This is a genomic window from Ovoidimarina sediminis, assembly GCF_032586175.1.
Taxonomy (GTDB): domain Bacteria; phylum Pseudomonadota; class Alphaproteobacteria; order Rhodobacterales; family Rhodobacteraceae; genus Ovoidimarina; species Ovoidimarina sediminis.
The window spans coordinates 27,662-48,908 of record NZ_JAWHTE010000009.1 but is presented as its reverse complement, the minus strand read 5'-3'; the positions used below and the strand labels follow the sequence as shown (position 1 = coordinate 48,908).

Annotated in this window: 17 protein-coding genes; 10 read left to right on the top strand and 7 right to left on the bottom strand. The window is 66.2% G+C overall.

From position 1 onward, the window contains the following. A complete protein-coding gene (locus RXV90_RS12160) occupies positions 1 to 768 on the top strand; it encodes an SDR family oxidoreductase (protein ID WP_316648992.1) in 768 nt (255 codons plus the stop codon). On the opposite strand, the gene RXV90_RS12155 is transcribed toward RXV90_RS12160, so the two are convergent. The 4 genes from RXV90_RS12155 to RXV90_RS12140 are packed head-to-tail and all read right to left on the bottom strand — an operon-like array spanning position 765 to position 5,346. Continuing rightward, a complete protein-coding gene (locus tag RXV90_RS12155; RefSeq protein ID WP_316648990.1) occupies positions 765 to 1,907 on the bottom strand; it encodes a Gfo/Idh/MocA family protein in 1,143 nt (380 codons plus the stop codon). The genes RXV90_RS12160 and RXV90_RS12155 overlap by 4 nt on opposite strands. A 6-nt stretch (positions 1,908 to 1,913) precedes the next feature. Then, positions 1,914 to 3,422, bottom strand: coding sequence for a sugar ABC transporter ATP-binding protein (locus RXV90_RS12150; RefSeq protein WP_316648989.1), 1,509 nt, complete (start codon positions 3,420 to 3,422; stop codon positions 1,914 to 1,916). Then, positions 3,419 to 4,396 (bottom strand): ABC transporter permease, encoded by a 978-nt coding sequence (locus RXV90_RS12145; RefSeq protein WP_316648988.1) that lies wholly within the window; start codon positions 4,394 to 4,396, stop codon positions 3,419 to 3,421. The genes RXV90_RS12150 and RXV90_RS12145 overlap by 4 nt, the downstream gene beginning before the upstream one ends. Beyond that, entirely contained in the window at positions 4,393 to 5,346 is a 954-nt protein-coding gene (locus RXV90_RS12140; protein WP_316648987.1) for an ABC transporter permease, read from the bottom strand. Before RXV90_RS12140 ends, RXV90_RS12145 begins: the two co-directional genes overlap by 4 nt. Before the next feature lie 267 nt (positions 5,347 to 5,613). On the opposite strand from RXV90_RS12140, the gene RXV90_RS12135 reads away from it, so the two are divergent. Then, complete coding sequence (locus RXV90_RS12135; RefSeq protein WP_316648986.1) at positions 5,614 to 6,603, top strand: sugar ABC transporter substrate-binding protein; 990 nt, start codon at positions 5,614 to 5,616, stop codon at positions 6,601 to 6,603. Positions 6,604 to 6,664: 61 nt separating this feature from the next. Here the strand turns inward: RXV90_RS12135 and RXV90_RS12130 are convergent, their stop codons facing one another. Next, entirely contained in the window at positions 6,665 to 8,368 is a 1,704-nt protein-coding gene (locus RXV90_RS12130) for an extracellular solute-binding protein (protein ID WP_316648984.1), read from the bottom strand. A gap of 169 nt (positions 8,369 to 8,537) precedes the next feature. Between RXV90_RS12130 and RXV90_RS12125 the strand changes: the two genes are divergently transcribed. Then, positions 8,538 to 10,139, top strand: a complete 1,602-nt coding sequence (locus RXV90_RS12125; protein ID WP_316648983.1) for a GMC family oxidoreductase — start codon at positions 8,538 to 8,540, stop codon at positions 10,137 to 10,139. Continuing rightward, positions 10,139 to 11,146, top strand: coding sequence for a Gfo/Idh/MocA family oxidoreductase (locus RXV90_RS12120; RefSeq protein WP_316648982.1), 1,008 nt, complete (start codon positions 10,139 to 10,141; stop codon positions 11,144 to 11,146). The genes RXV90_RS12125 and RXV90_RS12120 overlap by 1 nt, the downstream gene beginning before the upstream one ends. Here the strand turns inward: RXV90_RS12120 and RXV90_RS12115 are convergent. Both RXV90_RS12115 and RXV90_RS12110 read right to left on the bottom strand, forming a co-directional pair. Beyond that, a complete protein-coding gene (locus RXV90_RS12115; protein ID WP_316648981.1) occupies positions 11,137 to 13,119 on the bottom strand; it encodes a 3-hydroxyacyl-CoA dehydrogenase NAD-binding domain-containing protein in 1,983 nt (660 codons plus the stop codon). The two genes, RXV90_RS12120 and RXV90_RS12115, sit on opposite strands and share 10 nt — an antisense overlap. A gap of 2 nt (positions 13,120 to 13,121) precedes the next feature. Continuing rightward, a complete protein-coding gene (locus tag RXV90_RS12110) occupies positions 13,122 to 13,925 on the bottom strand; it encodes an alpha/beta hydrolase (protein WP_316648980.1) in 804 nt (267 codons plus the stop codon). A gap of 195 nt (positions 13,926 to 14,120) precedes the next feature. Here RXV90_RS12110 and RXV90_RS12105 point away from each other — a divergent pair, with 195 nt between their 5' ends. From RXV90_RS12105 to RXV90_RS12080, 6 genes are read left to right on the top strand one after another with little or no spacing between them, the layout of a single operon-like run. Beyond that, positions 14,121 to 16,418 carry a bifunctional salicylyl-CoA 5-hydroxylase/oxidoreductase gene (locus RXV90_RS12105; protein WP_316648979.1) on the top strand — a complete coding sequence of 766 codons (2,298 nt, stop codon included), beginning with the start codon at positions 14,121 to 14,123 and terminating at the stop codon, positions 16,416 to 16,418. Continuing rightward, a complete protein-coding gene (locus RXV90_RS12100; RefSeq protein ID WP_316648977.1) occupies positions 16,415 to 17,173 on the top strand; it encodes an SDR family NAD(P)-dependent oxidoreductase in 759 nt (252 codons plus the stop codon). The genes RXV90_RS12105 and RXV90_RS12100 overlap by 4 nt, the downstream gene beginning before the upstream one ends. Beyond that, a complete protein-coding gene (locus RXV90_RS12095; RefSeq protein WP_316648976.1) occupies positions 17,170 to 17,646 on the top strand; it encodes a MarR family winged helix-turn-helix transcriptional regulator in 477 nt (158 codons plus the stop codon). Before RXV90_RS12100 ends, RXV90_RS12095 begins: the two co-directional genes overlap by 4 nt. Position 17,647: 1 nt before the next feature. Further along, a complete protein-coding gene (locus RXV90_RS12090) occupies positions 17,648 to 18,448 on the top strand; it encodes an enoyl-CoA hydratase family protein (RefSeq protein WP_316648974.1) in 801 nt (266 codons plus the stop codon). After that, positions 18,448 to 19,602, top strand: coding sequence for an acyl-CoA dehydrogenase family protein (locus tag RXV90_RS12085; RefSeq protein WP_316648972.1), 1,155 nt, complete (start codon positions 18,448 to 18,450; stop codon positions 19,600 to 19,602). Before RXV90_RS12090 ends, RXV90_RS12085 begins: the two co-directional genes overlap by 1 nt. A 1-nt stretch (position 19,603) precedes the next feature. Further along, entirely contained in the window at positions 19,604 to 21,223 is a 1,620-nt protein-coding gene (locus tag RXV90_RS12080; protein WP_316648971.1) for an AMP-binding protein, read from the top strand. The last annotated feature ends 24 nt before the right edge of the window (positions 21,224 to 21,247 follow it).

The window sequence follows — 21,247 nt, the reverse complement described above, 5'->3', positions numbered from 1 at the left end:
ATGGCCGCGCCTGTGATCGATCTTTCCGGCAAGACCGCCCTCGTCACCGGCGCCAGCCGCGGCATCGGCCGCGCCATCGCGAAGGCGCTTGCCGATTGCGGCGCGTCGGTGATCGGGATCGGCACCTCGATCGAAGAGAACGACACCGGGCTCGGCGCAGAGATCGAGAAAGCGGGCGGCACCTTCCGCCCGCTCTCCTGCGATCTCTCCGACCGTGCACAGATCGAGCGCATGATCGCCCGGCTCGACGCCGACGGCACCGAAATCGACATCCTTGTCAACAACGCCGGGCTGATCCGGCGCGAGCCTGCGGCATCCCACAGCCTCGAGGATTGGGATACGGTCATGGCCGTCAATCTCGACGCGGTATTCCTGCTCACGCGCGAATTCGGCCGCCGAATGCTCGGCCGCGGCGGCGGCAAGGTCATCAACCTGGCTTCGGTCCTGTCCTATCAGGGCGGCGTCACGGTTCCGGGCTATGCTGCCAGCAAGGGCGCAATCACCCAGCTGACCCAGGCCTTCGCCAATGAATGGGCGGCGCATGGCATCAACGTGAACGCGGTGGCGCCGGGCTATGTCGCAACCGACAACACCGCCGCGCTCCAGGCCGACACAACCCGCGAAGCCGCGCTCATGGCGCGCGTGCCCCTTGGCCGCTGGCTCACGCCCGAGGAGATCGCCGCCCCGGTCGCCTTCCTGGCCAGCGACGCGGCCTCTGCGATCCACGGCGCAACTCTCGCGGTCGACGGCGGCTGGCTCGGGCGCTAACGCCCCAGCCCCGGTACCGTCACCCAGCACCGTTCTTGCGACGAGGTCTGCATCGCCTCCACCGTCTCCTGAACGGCCAGCGCCTCGCGGAAATCGGGCATGCACCGGCCGCCCTCCACATGCGACCCGATCAGGTCGGCCACCTCGATCACCTTAAGGTCGTTGAACCCCAGATGATGCCCCGGCGCCGGGCAGAACCTGCCATAGGGCGGGTGGGAGGGGCCCGCCTCGATCCGCCGGTATCCTGCCCGCGCGCCGGAACCCGCATAAAGCAGAAGCTCGTTCATCCTTTCCTGCGTGAAGGCCACCGCGCCCTTCGTGCCCGTGATCTCGAACGACAGGTCCATCGTCCGCCCCGTCGCGGCCCAGTTCGCCTCGATGCTGCCCCCCACGCCACCCGCGAACCGGATCAGCGCGTGGGTCATGTCGTCCACCTCCACCCGGCGCATCTCCTCCGCGCCCGGCCCCGCGGGCCGCTCGGGGTATAGCGTCACGCAATCGGCGCTCACTTCGGCAATCGGCCCCACAAGATAGCGCGCCATGGCGATGATGTGGCTTCCGATATCGGCCACCGCCCCCCCGCCCTGCGGATCCGTGCGGAACGAATGGGGCGCCGCCGGATCTGCCATGTAGTTTTCCGCGTGCCGCCCGCGAAAGCCCGTTATCTCGCCGATCTCGCCCGACGTCACGATCTCGCGGGCCAGCGCGATCATCGGGTTGCGCAGAAAGTTGAACCCGACCGAAGTCACAACCCCCGCCGCCTCTGCCGCCTCCATCATCCGCAGGGCAGAAGCCGCGGTGGTCGACAGCGGCTTTTCGCAATAAACGGTCTTCCCGGCGGCAATCGCAGCCATCGCCATCGGCTCGTGCAGCACATTGGGCGCGGTGATCGCCACGATATCGACGGCCGCGTCGTCGATCAGCGCCTGCCAGTCCGCCGTCCACCGCTCGAACCCAAGCGCCGCCGCGCCGGCTTCCGCCGCCGCCTCTGTCACATCCGCCAGCATCGCCTTCACCGGCTCACCGGGCAGGTCGAACAACCCGGCCACCGATCCGAAGGCATTCGCGTGACAGCGGCCCATGAACCCCGTGCCGATCAGGCCGATCCCTACGCGCACACTCTGAGATATGTCCACCATCGCGCCCTACTCCGCCGCCACGTCCTGCCGGTGATGGGATACCGCGTCGATCAGGTTTTCTTCGGTCAGCGCATCGCCCTCGAACTCCGCCACCACCTCGCCTTCCGACATCGCCAGCACCCGGTGGCTGACCCCCAGCACCTCGGGCATTTCCGACGAGATAACGATCACCGCCAGCCCCCGCTCGGCCAGTTCCGCGATCAGCTCGTGGATCGCCGATTTCGATCCCACGTCGATCCCCCGCGTCGGTTCGTCGAGGATGATAAGCTTCGGATCGGCGCACAGCCACTTGGCCAGAACGAACTTCTGCTGGTTCCCGCCCGAAAGCTGCGACACGGCCTGGTCGGGGCCTGTCGTCTTGATCGACAGGGCCGAGCGGTATTTCTCGAACACCCCCATCTCCCGGGCCCGGTTCATCACCGACACTTCGGAAAACAGCTTCAGATGCGGCAACGACGTGTTCTCCCGCCCCCCCATCAGCAGGACAAGCCCCTGCTCCTTCCGGCTCTCCGGCACCAGCGCCATGCCCATGTCAATCGCCTTGCGCGGGGTGGGCAGATCGATCTCCGCCCCCTTCCACCACAGCGTGCCGCGATCGGCCTTCCTGACGCCGAACACCGTCTCGACAACCTCCGACCGGCCCGCACCCACGAGACCGTAAAGGCCTAGCACCTCGCCTTCCCGCACCGAGAAGGAGACATCCTCGAACAGCCCCGCCCGGCTCAGCCCCTCGACACGCAGAACCTCGGCCCCGAACTCGGGCTTCGCCTTCACGAAATAGGTGTCCAGCGTGCGCCCGATCATCATCCGCGTGATCCGGTTCAGATCGGTGTCCCTGGTGTCGACCGTCCCCTGCACCTGCCCGTCCCGCAGCACGGTGATCCGGTCGGTGATGTCGAAGATCTCGTCCATCTTGTGCGAGATATAGACGATCCCCACGCCCCGCTTCTTCAGCCCCCGGATCGTGTGGAACAGCTGATCCCGCTCGGTATCGGTCAGGGATGCGGTGGGCTCGTCGAAGATCACCACGTTGGCGCTGAAGGCCTCTGCCCGCGCGATCTCGACCATCTGCTGCATCGCAACCGACAGGGTGCCCACGCGCGCATGCGGCCCGAACCCGCAGCCCAGGGCCTCCAGTGCCCGCGTCGCGTTGCTGTAAAGCTCCCGCTTCTTCAGCACACCGAACCGGTTACAGGGCCAGGCCCCCAGATAGATGTTCTCTGCCACAGACAGTTCGGGCGACAGCGAAAGCTCCTGGTGGATCAGCAAAATCCCCTTCTGCCGCGCATCAAGCGGCCCGGCCACTTTCGTCGGCTGGCCCTGATAAACAATCTCGCCCCCGTCCGGCTGGTACAGCCCGGCAAGCACCTTCATCAGCGTCGATTTTCCCGCGCCGTTCTCGCCCACCAGCGCGTGCACCTCGCCGGCCCGGATATCGAAACTCACCCGGTCGAGCGCCACCACCCCCGGAAACGCCTTGGTGATGTCGCTCACCTCCAGCACGACCTCGCTCATGGTCCCGCCTCCCGCCGGTTCAGAACCTTGTCGAGCGCCAGCGCCAGGATCAGCACCGCCCCCATCACCATCAGTTCCACGTAATTCGGCGTGTTGAGCTGCCGCAGCCCGTTTCTCAGCACCGCCAGCGTCAGAACCCCGCCAATGGTCATCCACATGCTGCCGAACCCGCCCTGCAGGCGCGTGCCCCCCAGCACCACGGCGATGATCGTCCACAACTCCCAGATCCGCCCGGCATTCGGCTCCGCCGTGCCAAGGCGCATCGACAGCAGGATGCCGCATACCGCCGCCAGCGTCCCGCACAGGGTGAAGTTGATGATCTTGTGCCGCTTGACGTTGATCCCCGCATCATGGGCCGCCTCGATATTGTCGCCCACCGCATAGGTCTCGCGCCCGTGCCGCGTGCTCGACAGCACCCACTGAAAGAACAGTGCCAGCCCGAAAAAGATGATCGCGGTCAGCGAGATCGGGCCAAGGTAGATCTCGGGCAGCTCGGTATAGCTGAAATCCTGCACCATCAGCGCGTCCTCGCCGGTATAGACGAAGACAAGCCCGCGAATGCCGATCAGCGCTCCCAGCGTGACGATGAAGGAATGCATCCCCGAATAGGCGACGAGCGCCCCGTTCAAAAACCCAAGCGCCGCCCCTGACAGAAGCGCCAGCAGGATCGCGGGCAACACGCCCATGTGATCCTGCAACCCGATCGCAAGTGCCGAGGCCAGCGCCAGCACCGCGCCCACCGACAGATCGATCTCGCCATCGATCATCACCAGCGTCATGCCCACCGCAAGGATCCCGATGAACGCGCCTTGGGTCAGGATGTTGCCGAAATTGTTGACCGTCAGGAAATAGGGGCTCGACAGCGAGAACACGATCAGCGTCAGCGCAAGGAACACCCAGATATGGTTTCTCAGAAGCCAGGACAGGGCCGTTCCGCCAACCGTCCCGCTTCGGGCCGCGCCGATGTCGCTCATGCGAGGATCCTCCCGCGCTTCGCCGCCAGATCGATCCAGACAGCGATGATGATGACGGCCCAGGTGACGAGCCACTGCACGTAATAGGGGAAGCCCAGAAGCAGAAGGCCATTCTGGATAAAGCCCAGCATCGAAATGCCCACAACCGTCCGCCAGATGCTGCCCGACCCGCCCAGAAGCGAGGTGCCGCCAAGGATCACGCCCGCCAGAACCGTCAGCTCATAGCCCTGCCCGATCGTGTTCTGCGCGCCCATCACTCGGCTGCCCATGATCACCGCCGCCACCCCGGTGGTGAACCCCGAGATCACGTAGGCCCAGAACACCGTCCGCCGCGCGTCGATCCCCGAGAATATGCTCGCCGTCTCGTTGCCGCCCACACCATAGATCCGCCGCCCGAAGGTCGTAACCTGAAGGATCAGCCCGGCGATTACCGCGCCCACGAGGAACAGGATGACCGGCACCGGGATCCCCAGGAAGTCGCCCCGGCCGAACACCGCAAACCAGGTGTCCTGCGCATTCGCCACGTTGACGTTCGATCCACCTGAATAAAAAAGCACAAGCCCTTGTAAAAACGACAGCATCGCAAGGGTCACGATCAGCGCGTTCAGCCCCGCGAACCCCACCAGAAGCCCGTTCACCGCCCCGATCGCCAGCCCCGCGAGTATCGTCATCACGATCGCCGGAAAGGGCCCCGCGACGTTGTGCTGATCGACAACGATCACCGTCAGCAGCGTCAGCATCGATCCCACCGACAAATCCAGCCGCCCGGTCAGAACCACGAAGGTCACGCCAAGCGCCATCATGCCGGTGATCGACACCTGCCGAAGCACGTCAAGGATGTTTCCCGGCGTCAGAAACGCCTCCGCATTCAGGGCGACCACGGCCAGAAACAGAAGAAACGCCATGACCAGCCCGTGGCGGCGCAAAATGTTGCGAGCCGTCAGTTCCATGCCAAAGCCCTCCTCCGATCCCCACGATAGGCGGCGGGGTCGGGCCGATGAACAATGGATAAATCCAAAATGAATCTTTTGCACCCAAAGGCGCGGTGGCGTTCCGTCCGCCGCACGTGGCAGCACCCGCCGACAGTTCGTCAGATTTGGATATTTCCGCAATTGCCTGACGATATACCGTGACTCACACTTGGGGCCGAGCGCCCCGCAACGCTGCCAGCCGGGGTGGCACAAGAATGAAACGGCAGCGTTTTGGAGGAGGATCTAATGACCGTTTCGACCAAAGTAATGGCACTTGCCACGGTGGCCGCCCTGTGCGCAACGGCCGTCACCGCGCAGGACGCTCCCGAATGGCTCGGGGGTGAACTGAAGAAGCCGCTGTCCGAAACCCGGATCGGCATCACCGTGCTCTATCCCGGCTCGAACGCCTATCAGGCGAAGTATGCCGAAACCGCCGTCGCCTACAGCCAGGAACTCGGCATTCAGGCCACGGTTATGGATCCCCAGGGCGATCCCGCCGTCCAGTTCGACCAGATCCAGGATATGGCGTCGCAGAATCCCGACGCCCTCGTCGTCTGGCCCACGTCTCAGAACGCGCTGATCCCTGCGATCCGCAACGCGGCGCGCGACGGCATCCCCGTCATCACCTCGAACTCGCCCATCGGCGAAGCGGGCCGCCGCTACATCGTCGGCCACACCGGGCCGGATGACTGCGCGCAGGCCGAACAATCGGCAGAGATGCTTGGCGATGCGCTCGGCGGCGAAGGCGATATCGTGGTGGTCGAGGGTACGCCCGGCTACACCGTCTCGATCCTGCGGAAGAACTGCTTCCTCGACAAGATCGCCGACGACTATCCCGGCATCAACATCCTCGCCAGCCAGACGGCGGAGTGGAACCGCGAAAAGGCGCAGACGGTGATGGAAACCTTCCTCACCCAGTTCGGTGACCAGATCGACGGCGTCTATGCCTTCGACGACGGCATGGGCCTTGGCGTGATCAGCGCACTCCAGGGCGCCGGCAAAGCGCCGGGCGACGTCAAGGTCGTCACCTGCAACCAGTTCGGAGAAGGCTGGGATGCGATGAAGGCCGGCTGGCACTCGGGCTCGAACAAACAGTCGCCGGTCGATGACGCGATCCTCGCGATCCAGACCGCAGTGAAGGTCGCCAACGGCATCGAGGTGCCGACGCTTCAGGGCATCGAAACCCCGAAGGTGCTGCCCGAAAACGTCGACAATTTCGAACGCCCCACCTGGTAAATACTTAAAAGCAAAAGAAAAGGGCCGGGATCTCCCGGCCCTTATTCATTGCGGCGTGTCCCTAGTACCGCCCCCGTTCCCGCATGATCGCGTCGATCCGGTTCTGGCACTGCCCCAGGGCAACCTCCACCGAATGCGTGCCCTGAAGCATCATGTGTATCTCTTCCCCCAGCACGTTCAGAACATCGCTGAACTCCGGGATCGGCGGGCGCGGCCAGGTCTGCAACTCCCCGCGCCGGTCCATCCCGTCGACCTGGCTGATGATCGTGCTGCTGGCCTGCACCTCGGGGTCCGCGCTCGTCGAAAAGCGCGGGCTCGTGAGGTTTCCGTTCAGCACGTACCATTTCAGCATCTCGGGCCGCGTCAGGTATTCCAGCACCTTCCAGGATCGCTTCTTCCGCTGCGGGTCCAGCCCCGCGGGCACCGCCAGGGAAAAGCCGCCGATGGGCGAAACGGGCCGCGCCCCCTCTGCATGGGGGTGCGGCACGTACTGCACCTTTCCATGGGCGGGCGAATTCTCGTCAAGCTCGAAGGCCGCGGCCCGGATGCTCCAGCCATAGGTCATCGCCGCCTGGCCTTTCGAAAAGATCCCGATCCGTCGGTCCCAGTCGCAGACCATGCTTTCCTTGTGCGAGAACTCCAGCAACTCCAGTAGAAACTCCGCCGTCCGCCGTGCGGCATCGGTATGAAGCTGCGGGCGAAAGTTCTCGCTTGCGATGTCGTTCAGGTCGAATTCGTCGCCCAGAGGCGTCAGGTTGATGATCGGCTGCCCGAAATCCGCCAGCGTCTGGATGAAGGTATGCGCGAGCGGAGTCCCCCGCCCGTAATTCATCACGATCCCCGACAGGCCGAACCCCGCGCGATGCAGCACCCGCGCGGCGAACAGCACCTCGTCGGTGGTGCGCGGGATGGCAAGCCCGGCTTCCGCGAACAGATCAGACCGGCAGAACAGCAATTCCGCCGTCGGCTGGATCGGCAACCCGTATTGCCGGTTGTTCCAGGACGATCCCCGAAAGGCCGCGTTGTGGAAATCCGACGGGTTGTACCGCTCCTCCTGCATGATCTCGTTCAGGGGCTCGATCACCCCTTCCGTCGCCAGCTGCCCGATCCACGGCAGATCGAAGGCCACCAGATCATATTTCGAAACGGCGCTCTTGGCGTTCGCCATGATCTCTTCGTGCAGCCGGTCAAGCGGCAGCGTCACAAGCTCGATCGTCGTTCCGCACAGTCGCCCAAGCTCCGGCTCGGATTGGCTGAGGGTGCGGAATGTCGGGTCGATGGGGCCGAGAATGCGGATCGTCCGCTCCACCCCCACCCCGGTGCGCATGGCGCTCGGGTAAGGCAGGATGCGTGGCGCCATGTAATAGCCGCCGAAATAGAAATCGCTGATCTCACCATCGCCCGTGGTGAAGCCGAAGGTATTGCCCACCATCGCCTTCAGCTGCATCGCGAAGCTTTCGAACTCCTCGATCAGCTTCCGTGTCGGGTGCAGCGAAAAGGATTTCCCCGATTTGGATTTCGGGCGCTTGTGCAAAAGCCCCTCGTCGATCAGTTCCGAGATCCGGCGCATCGCGGTGCCATAGGGCACGTCGGCCGCGCTCGCCGCCGAAGTCACGGTCACAAGCCGCCCCTCCAGGTGCCGACGGATCGCGAAAGAGATGATGTTCCAGCGCGGATCGACCGTGGCAAGCGGCGTCCGCTTCTCGGAAATCTCGCGGTTCGAATCCACGAATGTCAGGATCCGCAGAAGCTCTTCGCGCGTCATTCCAGCACTCCCCCGGCGGCTATCCCCCGCCCCCTCCTATCACGAAATCCGCGATCCCGAAGGGCCGCCACACGCATTTTGTCCAAATCTGATATTTGCACGGTTCTCCCGCCAAGCCGCCGCATGTCAGATTTTCAGGACAGAAGCGGGGGAGGTCAGAGGCCGCGTCATGTCGACAGCAGAGTACGATTACATCGTCATCGGCGCCGGATCCGCCGGCTGCGCGGTTGCCGGGCGCCTGGGCGAGGCGGGCCGCTCCGTCCTCCTCCTCGAAGCGGGCGGGCCCGACCGCAACCCCTTCATTCACATCCCGCTCGGCTACTCAATGCTCTACGCCAACCCGAAGGTGAACTGGTGCTACGAAAGCGCGCCCGAGCCGCACCTGAACAACCGCCGCCTGTTCCAGCCCCGCGGCAAGGTGCTGGGTGGCACCGGCTCGATCAACGGCATGATCTACATGCGTGGCCAGCCCGAGGATTTCGACGGCTGGAAGGCGGCGGGCTGCGACGGCTGGGGCTGGGACGACGTGCTGCCCTACTTCAAATCCTGCGAGGATCAGGAACGCGGGGCGGATGTCTTCCACGGCACCGGCGGGCCGGTCGCCGTCTCCGACATCCGCACGAAGCACGCGCTTGGCGAGGCGTTCCACGCGGCGTCGGAGGCGCTTGGCGTCCCCCGCAACGACGATTTCAACGGCGCGCAGCAGGAAGGCACGGGCTACGTCCAGACCACGACGAAAGGCGGCATGCGCTGGAGCACGGCGGCGGGCTATCTCAAGGGCCCCGCCCGCAAGAAGATCGATCTTAAGCTTCACGCAATGGTCGGCGCAATCGAGCTCGAGGGCCGCCGCGCCACCGCCGTCCGCTGGACGGATCGCTCCGGCGCCCACAAGGCCAGCGCCCGGCATGAAATCATCCTCTCCGGCGGCACGTTCAATTCGCCCCAGCTTCTCCAGATCTCCGGCATCGGCCCCGCCGACCTCTTGAAAGAACACGGGATCGAGGTGCGCCACGCCCTTCCCGGCGTGGGCGACAACCTGCAGGATCACTTCGGCATCGGCGCCGAATACCGGTCAACGGTCAAATCCACGGTCAACGACCTCTACAACAACAAGCTGAAAGGCGGCCTCCAGCTTCTGCGTCACCTCGTGCTGCGGACCGGCCCCTTCGCCGATAATGGCAATTACTCCAACACCTTCATCCGCTCGGGCACCGGGATCGATCGCCCCGACATGATGGTCACCTTCATGGCCTGGTGCACCGACGAACAGCTGAAGCCCCATCCCTTCTCGGGCTTCACGATCCTTGCCGAGCACATGCGCCCCAACTCCCGCGGCCACGTGCGCATCACCGGCCCGAGCCCCACCGACGCGCCCGAAATCCAGTTCAACTTCTTCGCCGACGAAGCCGACCGCCGGGCCGCCGTCGCCGGGCTCAAATTCGGGCGCCGGATCGCAGCCACCGAACCGATGGCCTCCTGCGTGGAATACGAGATCTCTCCGGGCCCCGAGGTCCAGTCCGACGAGGATCTCGTCGCCTATTGCCGGGACAGCGGCCTCTCGCTTCTGCACCCGGTCGGCACCTGCAAGATGGGCACCGACGCAACGGCGGTGGTCGACCCCCGCCTCCGCGTCCACGGAATTGACGGGCTTCGCGTGGCCGATGCCTCTATCATGCCGCGCATCGTGACCGGAAATACCAACGCCGCCTCGATCATGATCGGCGAAAAGGCGGCGGCGCTGATCCTGGAAGATGCGAAGGAACCCGCCTGATGACGACGCTCGGCATCGCCCTTATGGGCACCGGCCGCATGGCCCATGTCTATGGCCCCAAGATCAACGCCCATCCCGGCCTGTCGCTCGAAGTGATCTACAACCCCCGCGCCTCCTCTGCCGAAAAGGCGGCCGGCCAGTATGGCGGCCGCCCGATGGATGATCTCGACTCGGTGCTCTCCGATGCACGCGTCGATGCCGTCGTCATCGCCACCCCGACCGACACCCATGTCGAATACATCGCGGCCTCCGCCCGCGCCGGCAAGCCGATCTACTGCGAAAAGCCGCTCGACCAGACGTTGGAACGCGTCGACGAGGCGCTCGGGGTTCTGAAAGATCACCCGGTGCCCTTCATGCTCGGCTTCAACCGCCGCTTCGATCCCGACAACGCGGCCCTCCGCGCCGCCGTCGCCGCAGTCGAAATCGGGCGGCTCAACATGCTGATGAGCTGGTCGCGCGAACCCGCGCCCCCGCCGATCGAGTATGTGCGCGCCTCGGGCGGCTATTTCGTCGATGCCACGATTCACGACATCGACCTCTTGTGCTGGATCGCCGGTGAACGCCCGGTCGAGGTCATGGCCGCCGGCTCCTGTATGTTCGATCCCGCCATCGGCGCCGAAGGCGATTTCGACATGACGATGACCACGCTGAAAATGCCCTCCGGCGCGCTCGTCCACATCAACAATTCCCGCGCCTGCAGCTACGGCTTCGATCAACGGCTCGAGGCGTTCGGTGACGCAGGCATGGTGCAGACCCAGAACCATCACGAGGACACGCTCCTGCGCTGGGGCGGCTCCGCCACGTTGGCCCGCCAGCCCTTGAAGCACTTCTTCCTCGAACGTTACGACCAGTCCTTCTACAACGCGCTCGACGAATTCCACGCGGCGGTCACATCCGACCGCCAGCCCTCGGCAACGGCCCAGGACGGCCGCGACGCGCTTGCCATCGCGCTGGCCTGCGTCGCGTCGGCGCGGACAGGCCGGGCGGTCGCGCCCGACTACAGTTGATGCCCTGAACCGGAGGCCGCTCCACCCGCCTGCCGGGCCGCGGCGAACATCGGCCCGCCCTTCCAGCGCGGGAAGCCGAACGCATTTACCATCACGACATCGATATCTTCCGCGCTCCGCGCGATTCCCTCTGCAAGGATGCGCTGCCCTTCGGTCCGCATTACCTCCAGCAACCGGTCCATGATCTCGCCCTCCGTGAACGCGCGCCGCGCAATGCACTTGCGCGCCGATTCCGCCTCGATCAGGGCGGCCGTCTCGGGCGAGGGCCGGGCGGTCCCGGCGTCGTCATAGGCGTAGTACCCTCGGCCCGTCTTTCGACCGAAATGCCCCGCCTCGCACAGAAGGTCCCCGATCCGCACATAGCGCTGCGCCGGGTCACGAGAGGCCGCCTGCCGCTTCCGCATGGCCCAGGAGATATCGAGGCCCGACAGGTCCTGCACCCGGAACAGCCCCATGGGAAAGCCATAGGCCTCCATCGCGGCGTCGATCTGCCAGGGAAAGGCGCCGTCCTCCAGCATGTATTCCGCCTCGCGGCGATAGGCCGACATGAGGCGGTTCGCGATGAACCCGTCGCAGACCCCGGCCAGAACAGGGATCTTGCCCAGACGCCTCGCGAACGCCACGCCGGTGGCCAGGGCGCGGTCGTCCAGCCCGTCGGGCGCGACGACTTCCAGAAGCTTCATGATGTGGGCCGGGGCAAAGAAATGCAGGCCGATCACCCGGCCCGGGCGACCCGTCTGCGCGGCGATGGCCCCGACATCGAGGTAGGAGGTGTTGGTCGCCAGCACGGCGTTGGGCCGCACCACCCTGCCAAGCCGCGCGAAGATCTCCTGCTTGACGGCCATGTCCTCGAACGCCGCCTCGACAACCAGATCGGCCGGGGCCAGGGCGTCGAATTCATCGGTCGCAGTGAACGCGGCCAGCCGTTCGGCATGGCTCTCGGGGGTCAGCTTGCCGCGTTTCAGGCTGCCATCCAGTATGTCGTGCACCCGCCCCTGCCCTGCGCGCGCAGCATCCGCACCGCGTTCCACCATCGTCACCGGCACTCCCGCCAGAAGGCAGGCCGCCGCGATGCCTGCGCCCATCGTGCCACCGCCGATCACACCGACATGCCTCACGGGATGGGGCGCGACGCCGTCCAAACGGTCGATGCGCCGCGTCGCGCGTTCCGCCAGATTGATGTGGCGAAGCGCCCGCGCCTCTTCGCCGCCGCGCAGCGCCAGGAACAGGCGTCTCTCCCGCACCAGCGCCTCTTCAGCGGGCAGGTCGCGGGCCTGTCTCAGGGCCTCCACGGCCGCCACGGGGGCCGCCTGCCCCTTCGCCCGCGACACCGCCCTTTTCGCGGCATCCTCGAACGCCCCGGGGGCGCTTTCCGGGCAGACGGGGCGCGCAAGCGTCGGAACTGGCGCTGCGGCTTCACGCGCCATGGCAGTGGCCGCGCTCAGCAAATCGCCCGACACAACGCGATCTATAAGCCCCGCCTCACAGGCATCTTCCGCGCCCATGGGCTTGCCCGTGACGATCATCTCCAGCGCCCTGTCCAGCGCGATCAGCCGGGGCAGCCGCACGGTCCCGCCTGCCCCCGGGATCAGGCCCAGCGACACCTCGGGAAGACCAAGCACCGCGCTCGAAACGGCGATCCGGCGATGACAGGCCATTGCCAGGTCCAGCCCCGCGCCCAGGGCCTTGCCCTGAACTGCGGCGATCCATGGCGTCCCGGAGGTTTCGATACGGCGCAGCACCTCCCCCAGAAGCGGGTCGTCCGGCGCATGCTCCAGGTCGCAAAGGTCTTCCCCCTCGCTGAAGGTCAGCCGCGCACCGGCCAGCACGACGGATGTAACTTCCGGATCAGCCGCGCTCGCCTCCACCGCCTCCAGAAGGCCCCGGCGCACGGCCTGGCTGATCGCATTCACCGGCGGGACGTCGATCGTCACGATCGCGACACCGCCGTCCCGTGTCATCCTGATCGCCATTGTCACTCTCCCGCCAGGCAGTGCGACAGGGGATGGGCCGGATCGGCCTGCCCGTCGATCACGTCGAAATGGTGGCGCCCCGGATCGGCCACAAGCGGCACCTGCCAGGCCTCTGCCAGAAGGGCGGACTGGCGCAGGAACTCGGGCCGTTCCGCCGCGCCGACCCAGGCGGTTACCGCAACGCCGGGACGCAGCCGGTGCAGCACCGGGCTTTCGGCGGCGGCCTCGTCTGGATCGAGGCGCAGCGTCCGGTTCATCGAATGAAGCTGCAAGGGGCGCAAGTCGTGCACCCCACTGATCGATACGACACGCGCGATCCGGGCGCCGATCTCGGCCGGAAGCGGGCTGTCCTCGCACACCATCCGCGCGGCAAGGTGCCCGCCCGCCGAATGCCCAGCCAGCCGGAACGGGCCGTCGATCATCCCGGCCGCACACGCGACCGCCCGCCCGACCTGCAATACGATCTCCCCGACACGCGCCTCGGGCGCAAGCGTATAGCTCGGCAAGGCCACCGCCCAGCCATGGGCCAGCGCTCCTGAGGCTAGATGCGACCAGTATGATTTGTCGAAGGCCAGCCAGAACCCGCCATGCAGAAAGACGGCAAGGCCGCGGGCCGGGCCAGAGGGCCGGAAAAGGTCCAGGCGCGCACGGGGCGCGTCGCCATAAGCGATGTCGATCTGGCCATCCGCCGCGCCGCGAAACCGCTCCGCCGCTGTCTGCCACAGGTCGGGAAACCCCTCGCCCCCCGGAATATGCGCCGCGTTGGCGAAGGCGTCTTCCCAGTCGATCCCGCTCGCATCAGTCACCGGAACGCCTCCACTCCTCGCCTGCCCTCCCGGGGGGTCAGGGCGCATCCCGTCCGCGCGGGCCGTCCGCGCGGGGCCCTCCGGCAGCTATCATCAATACTTCAATATTTCAATCTTGAAGTAAATGCCAATTCCCCCTAATCTCCCATCGTCCCGGGCCCCGCCCCGGGGATCGCATCGACGAAAGGGCTAGCCATGCGTGTCGTTTGTCTCGGAGGAGGCCCGGCAGGTCTCTACTTCGCGATCTCGATGAAGCTGCGCGACCCCTCGCACGAGGTCGTGGTGATCGAGCGCAACCGCGCCAACGACACCTTCGGCTGGGGCGTCGTGCTGTCCGACGACGCGCTGGAAAACCTCGAAATCAACGATCCGGTCAGCGCCCGCGCGATCCGCGACAACTTCGCCTACTGGGATGACATCGCCGTGGTCCACGGCGGCGTGCGCACCGTGTCGGGCGGCCACGGCTTCGCCGGGATCGGGCGCAAGAAGATGCTGATCCTGCTGCAGGAGCGCGCGCGCGACCTTGGCGTCGACATGCGCTTCGAGACCGAGTTCGAAAGCGCCGAGGCCTATCGCAAGAACTACGATCTCGTGGTCGCGACCGACGGGATCAATTCGCGCGTCCGAACCGAATACGCCGACCGTTTCCGCCCCGACATCGATCTGCGCGAATGCAAGTTCGTCTGGCTGGGCACGCACCAGAAATTCGACGATGCCTTCACCTTCATCTTCGAGAAGACTGAACATGGCTGGGTCTGGGCCCATGTCTACCAGTTCGACGACGACACCGCGACCTTCATCGTCGAATGCCAGCAGGACACGTGGGACCGCTGGGGGTTTCAGGACATGTCCAAGGAACAGACGGTCGAGACCTGCCGGAGGATCTTCGCGGCACATCTGGGCGGGCATGCGCTGATGTCGAACGCCGCGCATCTGCGCGGCTCCGCCGTCTGGATGAATTTCCCGCGCGTGATCTGCGAAACCTGGCACCATGAAAACGTCGTGCTGATGGGCGATGCGGCGGCGACCGGGCACTTCTCCATCGGCTCGGGGTCGCGGCTGGCCTTCGACAGCGCGATCTCGCTGGCGACCTACCTGCATTCCGAACCCACGATGGAGGCGGCCTTCGAACGCTACCAGGAGGAGCGGCGGCTGGAAGTGCTCCGCCTCCAGTCGGCGGCCCGAAACAGCCTCGAATGGTTCGAACAGGTCGAACGCTACCTCGATCTCGACCCGGTCCAATTCGCTTATTCACTCCTCACCCGGTCGCAGCGGATCAGTCACGAGAACCTACGCCTGCGCGATCCCGCCTGGCTGGAAAGCGCGGAACGCTGGTTCCAAACCCGGGCGGGCGTCGCCGAAGACGGGCCGGTCCGCGCCCCCATGTTCGCCCCCTTCCGCCTCAGAGACATGACACTGAAGAACCGGATCGTCGTGTCACCGATGGCCCAATACAAGGCCCAAGACGGCTGCCCCACCGACTGGCACCTCGTCCACTACGGCGAACGCGCCAAGGGCGGCGCCGGGCTGGTCTTCACGGAAATGACCTGCGTTTCGCCCGAGGGCCGGATCACGCCGGGGTGCCCGGGCCTCTACGACCCGGCGCACGAGGCGGCGTGGCGGCGCCTGACCGGCTTCGTGCACGATCAGACCGACGCGAAGATCTGCTGCCAGATCGGCCATTCCGGGCGAAAGGGCTCGACCCAGCTTGGCTGGGAAGACATGGACGCCCCGCTTGCCGACGGCAACTGGCCCGTCATGTCGGCCTCACCGATCCCCTGGTCCGACCGCAACACCACCCCGCGTGAAATGACCCGCGCCGATATGGACAGGGTGCGCGACCAGTTCGTTGCGGCGACCGAAATGGCCATGCGCGCCGGCTTCGACATGATCGAACTTCACGCCGCCCACGGCTATCTGATCTCCTCCTTCATCTCGCCCCTGTCGAATGCGCGCGGCGACGACTACGGCGGCAGCCTGAAAAACCGGATGCGCTATCCGCTCGAGGTGTTCCGCGCCATGCGCGCCGCCTGGCCCGAGGCCAAGCCGATGTCGGTGCGCATCTCGGCGAACGACTGGGTGGGCGCAGACGGCGTAACCCCCGAAGAGGCGGTCGGCATCGCCCGGGCCTTCCACGACGCGAGCGCGGATATCATCGATGTCAGCGCCGGCCAGACCAGCACCGCGGCGCGCCCTGTCTATGGCCGCATGTTCCAGACCCCGTTCAGCGATCGCATCCGCAACGAAACCAATATCGCCACCATGGCGGTCGGCAACATCTACGAGGCCGACCACGCCAACTCGATCCTGATGGCAGGCCGGGCCGATCTCGTGGCAGTGGGCCGCCCCCACCTGGCCGATCCGTTCTGGACGCTGCACGAGGCCGCCCGCATCGGCGACCGCGCCGCACCCGACTGGCCCCTGCCCTACCTGGCCGGCCGCGACCAGCTCTGGCGCCTGGCCGACCGCGAAGCAGAGGCGATCCGGGTATGAGCATAGACGCAAAACATGTCGTGATCACCGGCGGCGGCACCGGCGTGGGCCGTGCGATGGCGGAGGCCTTCGCCGCGGCCGGAGCGAAAGTCACCATCACCGGCCGCCGCGAAGCGCCCCTGCGCAAGGTCGCGGCGCAGCACAGGTTCATCGGCTGGATCACCTGCGACGTGACCGATCCCGACGCGGTGGCAGGGGCGTTCCGCCAGGCGCGCGGGCTCAACGGCCCGGTGTCGGTCGTGGTGGCCAATGCGGGCGCGGCCGAGAGCGTGCCTTTCTCGCGCATGGCCTATGATCAGTTGCAAAACATGCTGGCGGTCAACCTGGGCGGCGTCGTCAACACGTGGCAGGCGGCCTTGCCCGACATGAAGGCCCAGGGCTGGGGCCGTCTGATCGCGGTCGCCTCGACCGCCGGGTTGAAGGGTTATGCCTATGCCTCGGGCTATGCGGCGGCGAAACACGCGGTCGTCGGGCTGACCCGGTCCCTCGCGCTGGAACTCTGCGACAGCGGCATCACCGCCAACGCGCTTTGCCCCGGCTTCATCGAAACCCCTATGCTCGAACGCTCGATCGCCAACATCACGGAAAAGACGGGGATGGAGGACGCGGCCGCACGTGCCAGCCTTCTGTCGGGCAATCCGCAGCGCCGGTTCATCCAGCCCGACGAGGTCGCGGGCGCGGCGCTCTGGCTTTGTTCCGAAGCCGCACGCGGTGTCAACGGCCACGCGCTGGCCATATCGGGAGGCGAGATATGACCCCCAGACCCGCCGATACCGCGCGCAAAGAGTCCCTGTCAAAATCGCGCCTCCGGCTCTGGCTCAGGCTGCTGAAAACCTCGGGCCTGATCGAAGAGGAACTTCGCCGCCGGATGCGCGCCGACCTCGGCACCACCCTGCCCCGCTTCGATGTGATGTCGGCGCTCTCGCGCGCACCCGACGGGCTAAAGATGAGCGAGATTTCCCGCCGCCTCAGGGTCTCGAACGGCAACATCACCGGCATCGTCGACAAGCTGACCGAAGACGGGCTCGTCCTCCGCGTCGCGGTGCCGGGTGACCGGCGCGCCAATCTTGTCCGGCTGACAGCGAAGGGCAAAGACGTCTTCGCCGAACAGGCCCGGCGCCACGAGACCTGGATCAACGACATCCTCGCGGGGCTCAACGCCGATGACGTGGCGGGCATGGCCCTGCGTCTCGACCACCTCCTTGACGCGATCGAAAAGGCTGACTGACATGCGCAGCGACGTGAACCATTTCGAATGCCGGATCGAAGACGGGATCGCCTTCCTGGCGCTCGACCGACCCGACCGCAAGAACCCGCTGACCTTCGAAAGCTACGCCGAACTGCGCGACTGGTTTCGGGATCTGCATTACGACGATACGGTCAGGGCAGTCGTTTTCGGCCCCAACGGCGGCAATTTCAGCTCAGGCGGGGATGTGCATGACATAATCGGCCCGCTGACGAAAATGACCATGAAGGAACTCCTGGCCTTCACGCGGATGACTGGCGATCTGGTCAAGGCGATGATCGGCTGCGGCAAGCCCGTGATCGCCGCGGTCGACGGGGTCTGCGCGGGGGCCGGCGCCATCATCGCGATGGCGGCGGATCTCAGGGTGGCCACGCCCGAAGCGAAGGTGGCCTTCCTCTTCAACCGCGTGGGCCTCGCGGGCTGCGACATGGGCGCCTGCGCGATCCTGCCCCGGATCATCGGCCAGGGCCGCGCGGCGGAACTGCTCTATCTCGGGCGCTCGATGAGCGGCGAGGAAGGCGAACGCTGGGGCTTCTTCAACCGCCTCGTCCCACAGGCTGAATTGATGGCGGCCGCGCTCGACCTGGCCGGGCGCATCGCCGCCGGGCCGGGCTTCGCCAACATGATGACCAAGACGATGCTGGCCCAGGAATGGTCCATGGGGCTCGAACAGGCCATCGAGGCCGAGGCCCAGGCCCAGGCGATCTGCATGCAGGGGCAGGATTTCCGGCGGGCTTACGAGGCTTTCGTCGCCAAACAGAAACCGGTGTTCGAGGGCGATTGATGGCGGACCGCAACTTTCTCGACTGGCCGTTTCTCGAAGACCGGCATCGCGCCCTGGCCGCAGAGGTCGATGCCTGGGCCGCCGATCATCTGGGCCATGTAGATCACGCCGACACCGACGCGGCCTGCCGCCGGCTCGTGACGATGCTGGGCGAGGCCGGGATCGCCGCCCATTCCGGGGCCGAGGATGGCAGGCTTGACGTGCGCAGCCTGTGCCTCATCCGCGAAACCCTGGCCCGGCATGACGGGCTCGCGGATTTCGCCTTCGCCATGCAGGGGTTGGGCACCGGGGCGATCTCGCTCTTCGGCACGGAGGCGCAGAAATCCGAATGGCTGCCCCTGACCCGCGCAGGCAAGGCCATTTCCGCCTTCGCGCTAACCGAACCGGGGTCCGGCTCGGACGTTGCCAGCAACACCATGACGGCCGTGCCGGACGGCGGTCACTACGTCCTGAACGGCGAAAAGACATGGATCTCCAACGGCGGCATCGCCGAAGTCTACACCCTCTTCGCCCGCACCGGCGAAGCCCCCGGCACGCGCGGCATGTCGGCCTTTGTCCTGCCCGCGGGCCTGCCCGGATTCGAGGTGGCCGAACGGCTGGAAACCATCGCACCCCATCCCCTCGCAACCCTGCGCTTCAGCGACTGCCGGGTGCCGGCCTCGGCCCGGATCGGCCCGCCGGGCGACGGCTTCAAGATCGCCATGTCGGTGCTCGATGTCTTCCGGTCGACTGTGGCGGCGGCGGCCCTGGGCTTTGCCCGCCGCGCCCTCGACGAAGCGCTCCAGCGTGTCACCACGCGGCACGTACAGGGCGCCCCGCTGATCGATCTTCAGATGGTGCAGGGGCACATCGCCGACATGGCGCTCGATATCGATGCCGCGGCGCTGCTGACCTACCGCGCCGCCTGGGCCAAGGACACGGGCGCCCCCCGCGTCACCCGCGAGGCGGCCATGGCGAAACTCCACGCCACCGAAGCCGCGCAAAAGATCATCGACACCGCCGTTCAGCTGCACGGCGGCGACGGCGTCAGGTCCGGCACAACGGTGGAACGGCTCTACCGCGAAATTCGCGCCCTGCGGATCTACGAGGGCGCCTCGGACGTGCAGCGCGTTGTGATCGCGCGCCAGGTACAGGCCGGCATGGGAGGGATCTGACATGCTTGGAAATTCCGCACATGAAGACACGTTCGCCCGCGACAACCTACCTGCGGCAGACCTCTGGCCCGATCTCTTGCTCGACCGGTTCGATTATCCCGACCGGCTGAACGCCGCGGTCGAACTCACCGATGCGATGGTCGCAAAGGGGTTCGGCGATCACACGGCCCTGATCGGCAACGGGCGGCGGCGCACCTACAAGGAACTGACGGACTGGACGAACCGGCTGGCCCATGTGCTGGTCGAGGATCTTGGCGTGAGGCCCGGCAACCGCGTCTTGATCCGCTCCGCCAACAACCCCGCGATGGTGGCCTGCTGGCTCGCGGCAACGAAGGCCGGCGCGGTCGTCGTCAACACCATGCCGATGCTGCGCGCCGCCGAACTCGCGAAATACGTCGAGAAGGCGCAGATCACCCACGCCCTCTGCGACAGCCGCCTGATGGAGGAGATGACGGCCTGCGCCGGTGCCTGCGATGGGCTGACATCGGTCACCGCCTTCGACGGCACCTCGAACCACGACGCGGATCTCGACAGGCTCGCGCTGGAAAAGCCCGTGCGCTTCGACGCGATAGCGACCAGCCAGGACGACGTGGCCCTGATCGGCTTCACCTCCGGCTCGACGGGCGATCCCAAGGGCACCATGCATTTCCACCGCGACCTGCTGATCATCGCCGACGGCTATGCGCGCGAGGTGCTGGGCGTCACCCCGGACGATGTCTTCGTAGGCTCCCCGCCCCTGGCCTTCACCTTCGGGCTGGGCGGCCTCGCGGTCTTTCCCCTACGCTTCGGCGCGGCGGCCACGCTCCTCGAAAACGCCTCTCCCCCAAACATGGTCGAGATCATCGAGAAATACCGCGCCACTGTCTGCTTCACCGCCCCCACCGCCTATCGCGCGATGATGCGCGCGATGGATGAGGGCGCCGATCTCTCCTCGCTGCGCGCGGCGGTCTCGGCGGGCGAAACGCTGCCCGGTCCGGTCTACGAGGAATGGATGGAACGGACAGGCAAGCCGATGCTCGACGGGATCGGCGCGACCGAACTCCTCCACATCTTCGTCACCAACCGGTTCGAGGATCACCGGCCATCCTGCACGGGCCGGCCGGTCGCGGGCTACGAGGCCAAAGTCGTCAGGCCCGACGGCGCCGAATGCCCGCGCGGCGAACCGGGCCGCATGGCCGTGCGCGGCCCCACCGGCTGCCGCTATCTCTATGGCGAGCGGCAGGCGGAATACGTTCAGGACGGCTGGAACATCACCGGCGACACCTTCGTGCAGGATGAGGAAGGGTATTTCCACTTCGCCGCCCGGAACGACGACATGATCCTCAGCGCCGGCTACAACATCGCCGGGCCCGAGGTCGAGGCGGCGCTTCTGTCACACGACGCGGTGGCCGAATGCGCCGTGATCGGCGTGGCCGACGAGGCGCGCGGCCAGATCGTCCAGGCCCACGTGGTTCTCGGCGCGGGCGAGGTGCCGGGCGAAGAGATGGCCAAGCGCCTGCAGGATCACGTCAAGGCGGTGATCGCCCCTTATAAATATCCCCGCTCGATCGTCTTCGCCGAAACCCTGCCCAAGACGGCGACCGGCAAGATCCAGCGGTTCAGGCTGAGGACACCCTCGTGACCGAAACCCCCTTCGATCCCGAAC

Bases quoted from the DNA above. Each gene is read 5' to 3' on its own strand.
- RXV90_RS12125 (WP_316648983.1), top strand. From the start codon at position 8,538: ATGTCGACAGCAGAGTACGATTACATCGTCATCGGCGCCGGATCCGCC.
- RXV90_RS12120 (WP_316648982.1), top strand. From the start codon at position 10,139: ATGACGACGCTCGGCATCGCCCTTATGGGCACCGGCCGCATGGCCCAT.
- RXV90_RS12115 (WP_316648981.1), bottom strand. From the start codon at position 13,119: ATGGCGATCAGGATGACACGGGACGGCGGTGTCGCGATCGTGACGATC.
- RXV90_RS12105 (WP_316648979.1), top strand. From the start codon at position 14,121: ATGCGTGTCGTTTGTCTCGGAGGAGGCCCGGCAGGTCTCTACTTCGCG.
- RXV90_RS12095 (WP_316648976.1), top strand. From the start codon at position 17,170: ATGACCCCCAGACCCGCCGATACCGCGCGCAAAGAGTCCCTGTCAAAA.
- RXV90_RS12100 (WP_316648977.1), top strand. From the start codon at position 16,415: ATGAGCATAGACGCAAAACATGTCGTGATCACCGGCGGCGGCACCGGC.
- RXV90_RS12090 (WP_316648974.1), top strand. From the start codon at position 17,648: ATGCGCAGCGACGTGAACCATTTCGAATGCCGGATCGAAGACGGGATC.
- RXV90_RS12160 (WP_316648992.1), top strand. From the start codon at position 1: ATGGCCGCGCCTGTGATCGATCTTTCCGGCAAGACCGCCCTCGTCACC.
- RXV90_RS12155 (WP_316648990.1), bottom strand. From the start codon at position 1,907: ATGGTGGACATATCTCAGAGTGTGCGCGTAGGGATCGGCCTGATCGGC.
- RXV90_RS12145 (WP_316648988.1), bottom strand. From the start codon at position 4,396: ATGAGCGACATCGGCGCGGCCCGAAGCGGGACGGTTGGCGGAACGGCC.
- RXV90_RS12080 (WP_316648971.1), top strand. From the start codon at position 19,604: ATGCTTGGAAATTCCGCACATGAAGACACGTTCGCCCGCGACAACCTA.
- RXV90_RS12150 (WP_316648989.1), bottom strand. From the start codon at position 3,422: ATGAGCGAGGTCGTGCTGGAGGTGAGCGACATCACCAAGGCGTTTCCG.
- RXV90_RS12130 (WP_316648984.1), bottom strand. From the start codon at position 8,368: ATGACGCGCGAAGAGCTTCTGCGGATCCTGACATTCGTGGATTCGAAC.
- RXV90_RS12140 (WP_316648987.1), bottom strand. From the start codon at position 5,346: ATGGAACTGACGGCTCGCAACATTTTGCGCCGCCACGGGCTGGTCATG.
- RXV90_RS12085 (WP_316648972.1), top strand. From the start codon at position 18,448: ATGGCGGACCGCAACTTTCTCGACTGGCCGTTTCTCGAAGACCGGCAT.
- RXV90_RS12135 (WP_316648986.1), top strand. From the start codon at position 5,614: ATGACCGTTTCGACCAAAGTAATGGCACTTGCCACGGTGGCCGCCCTG.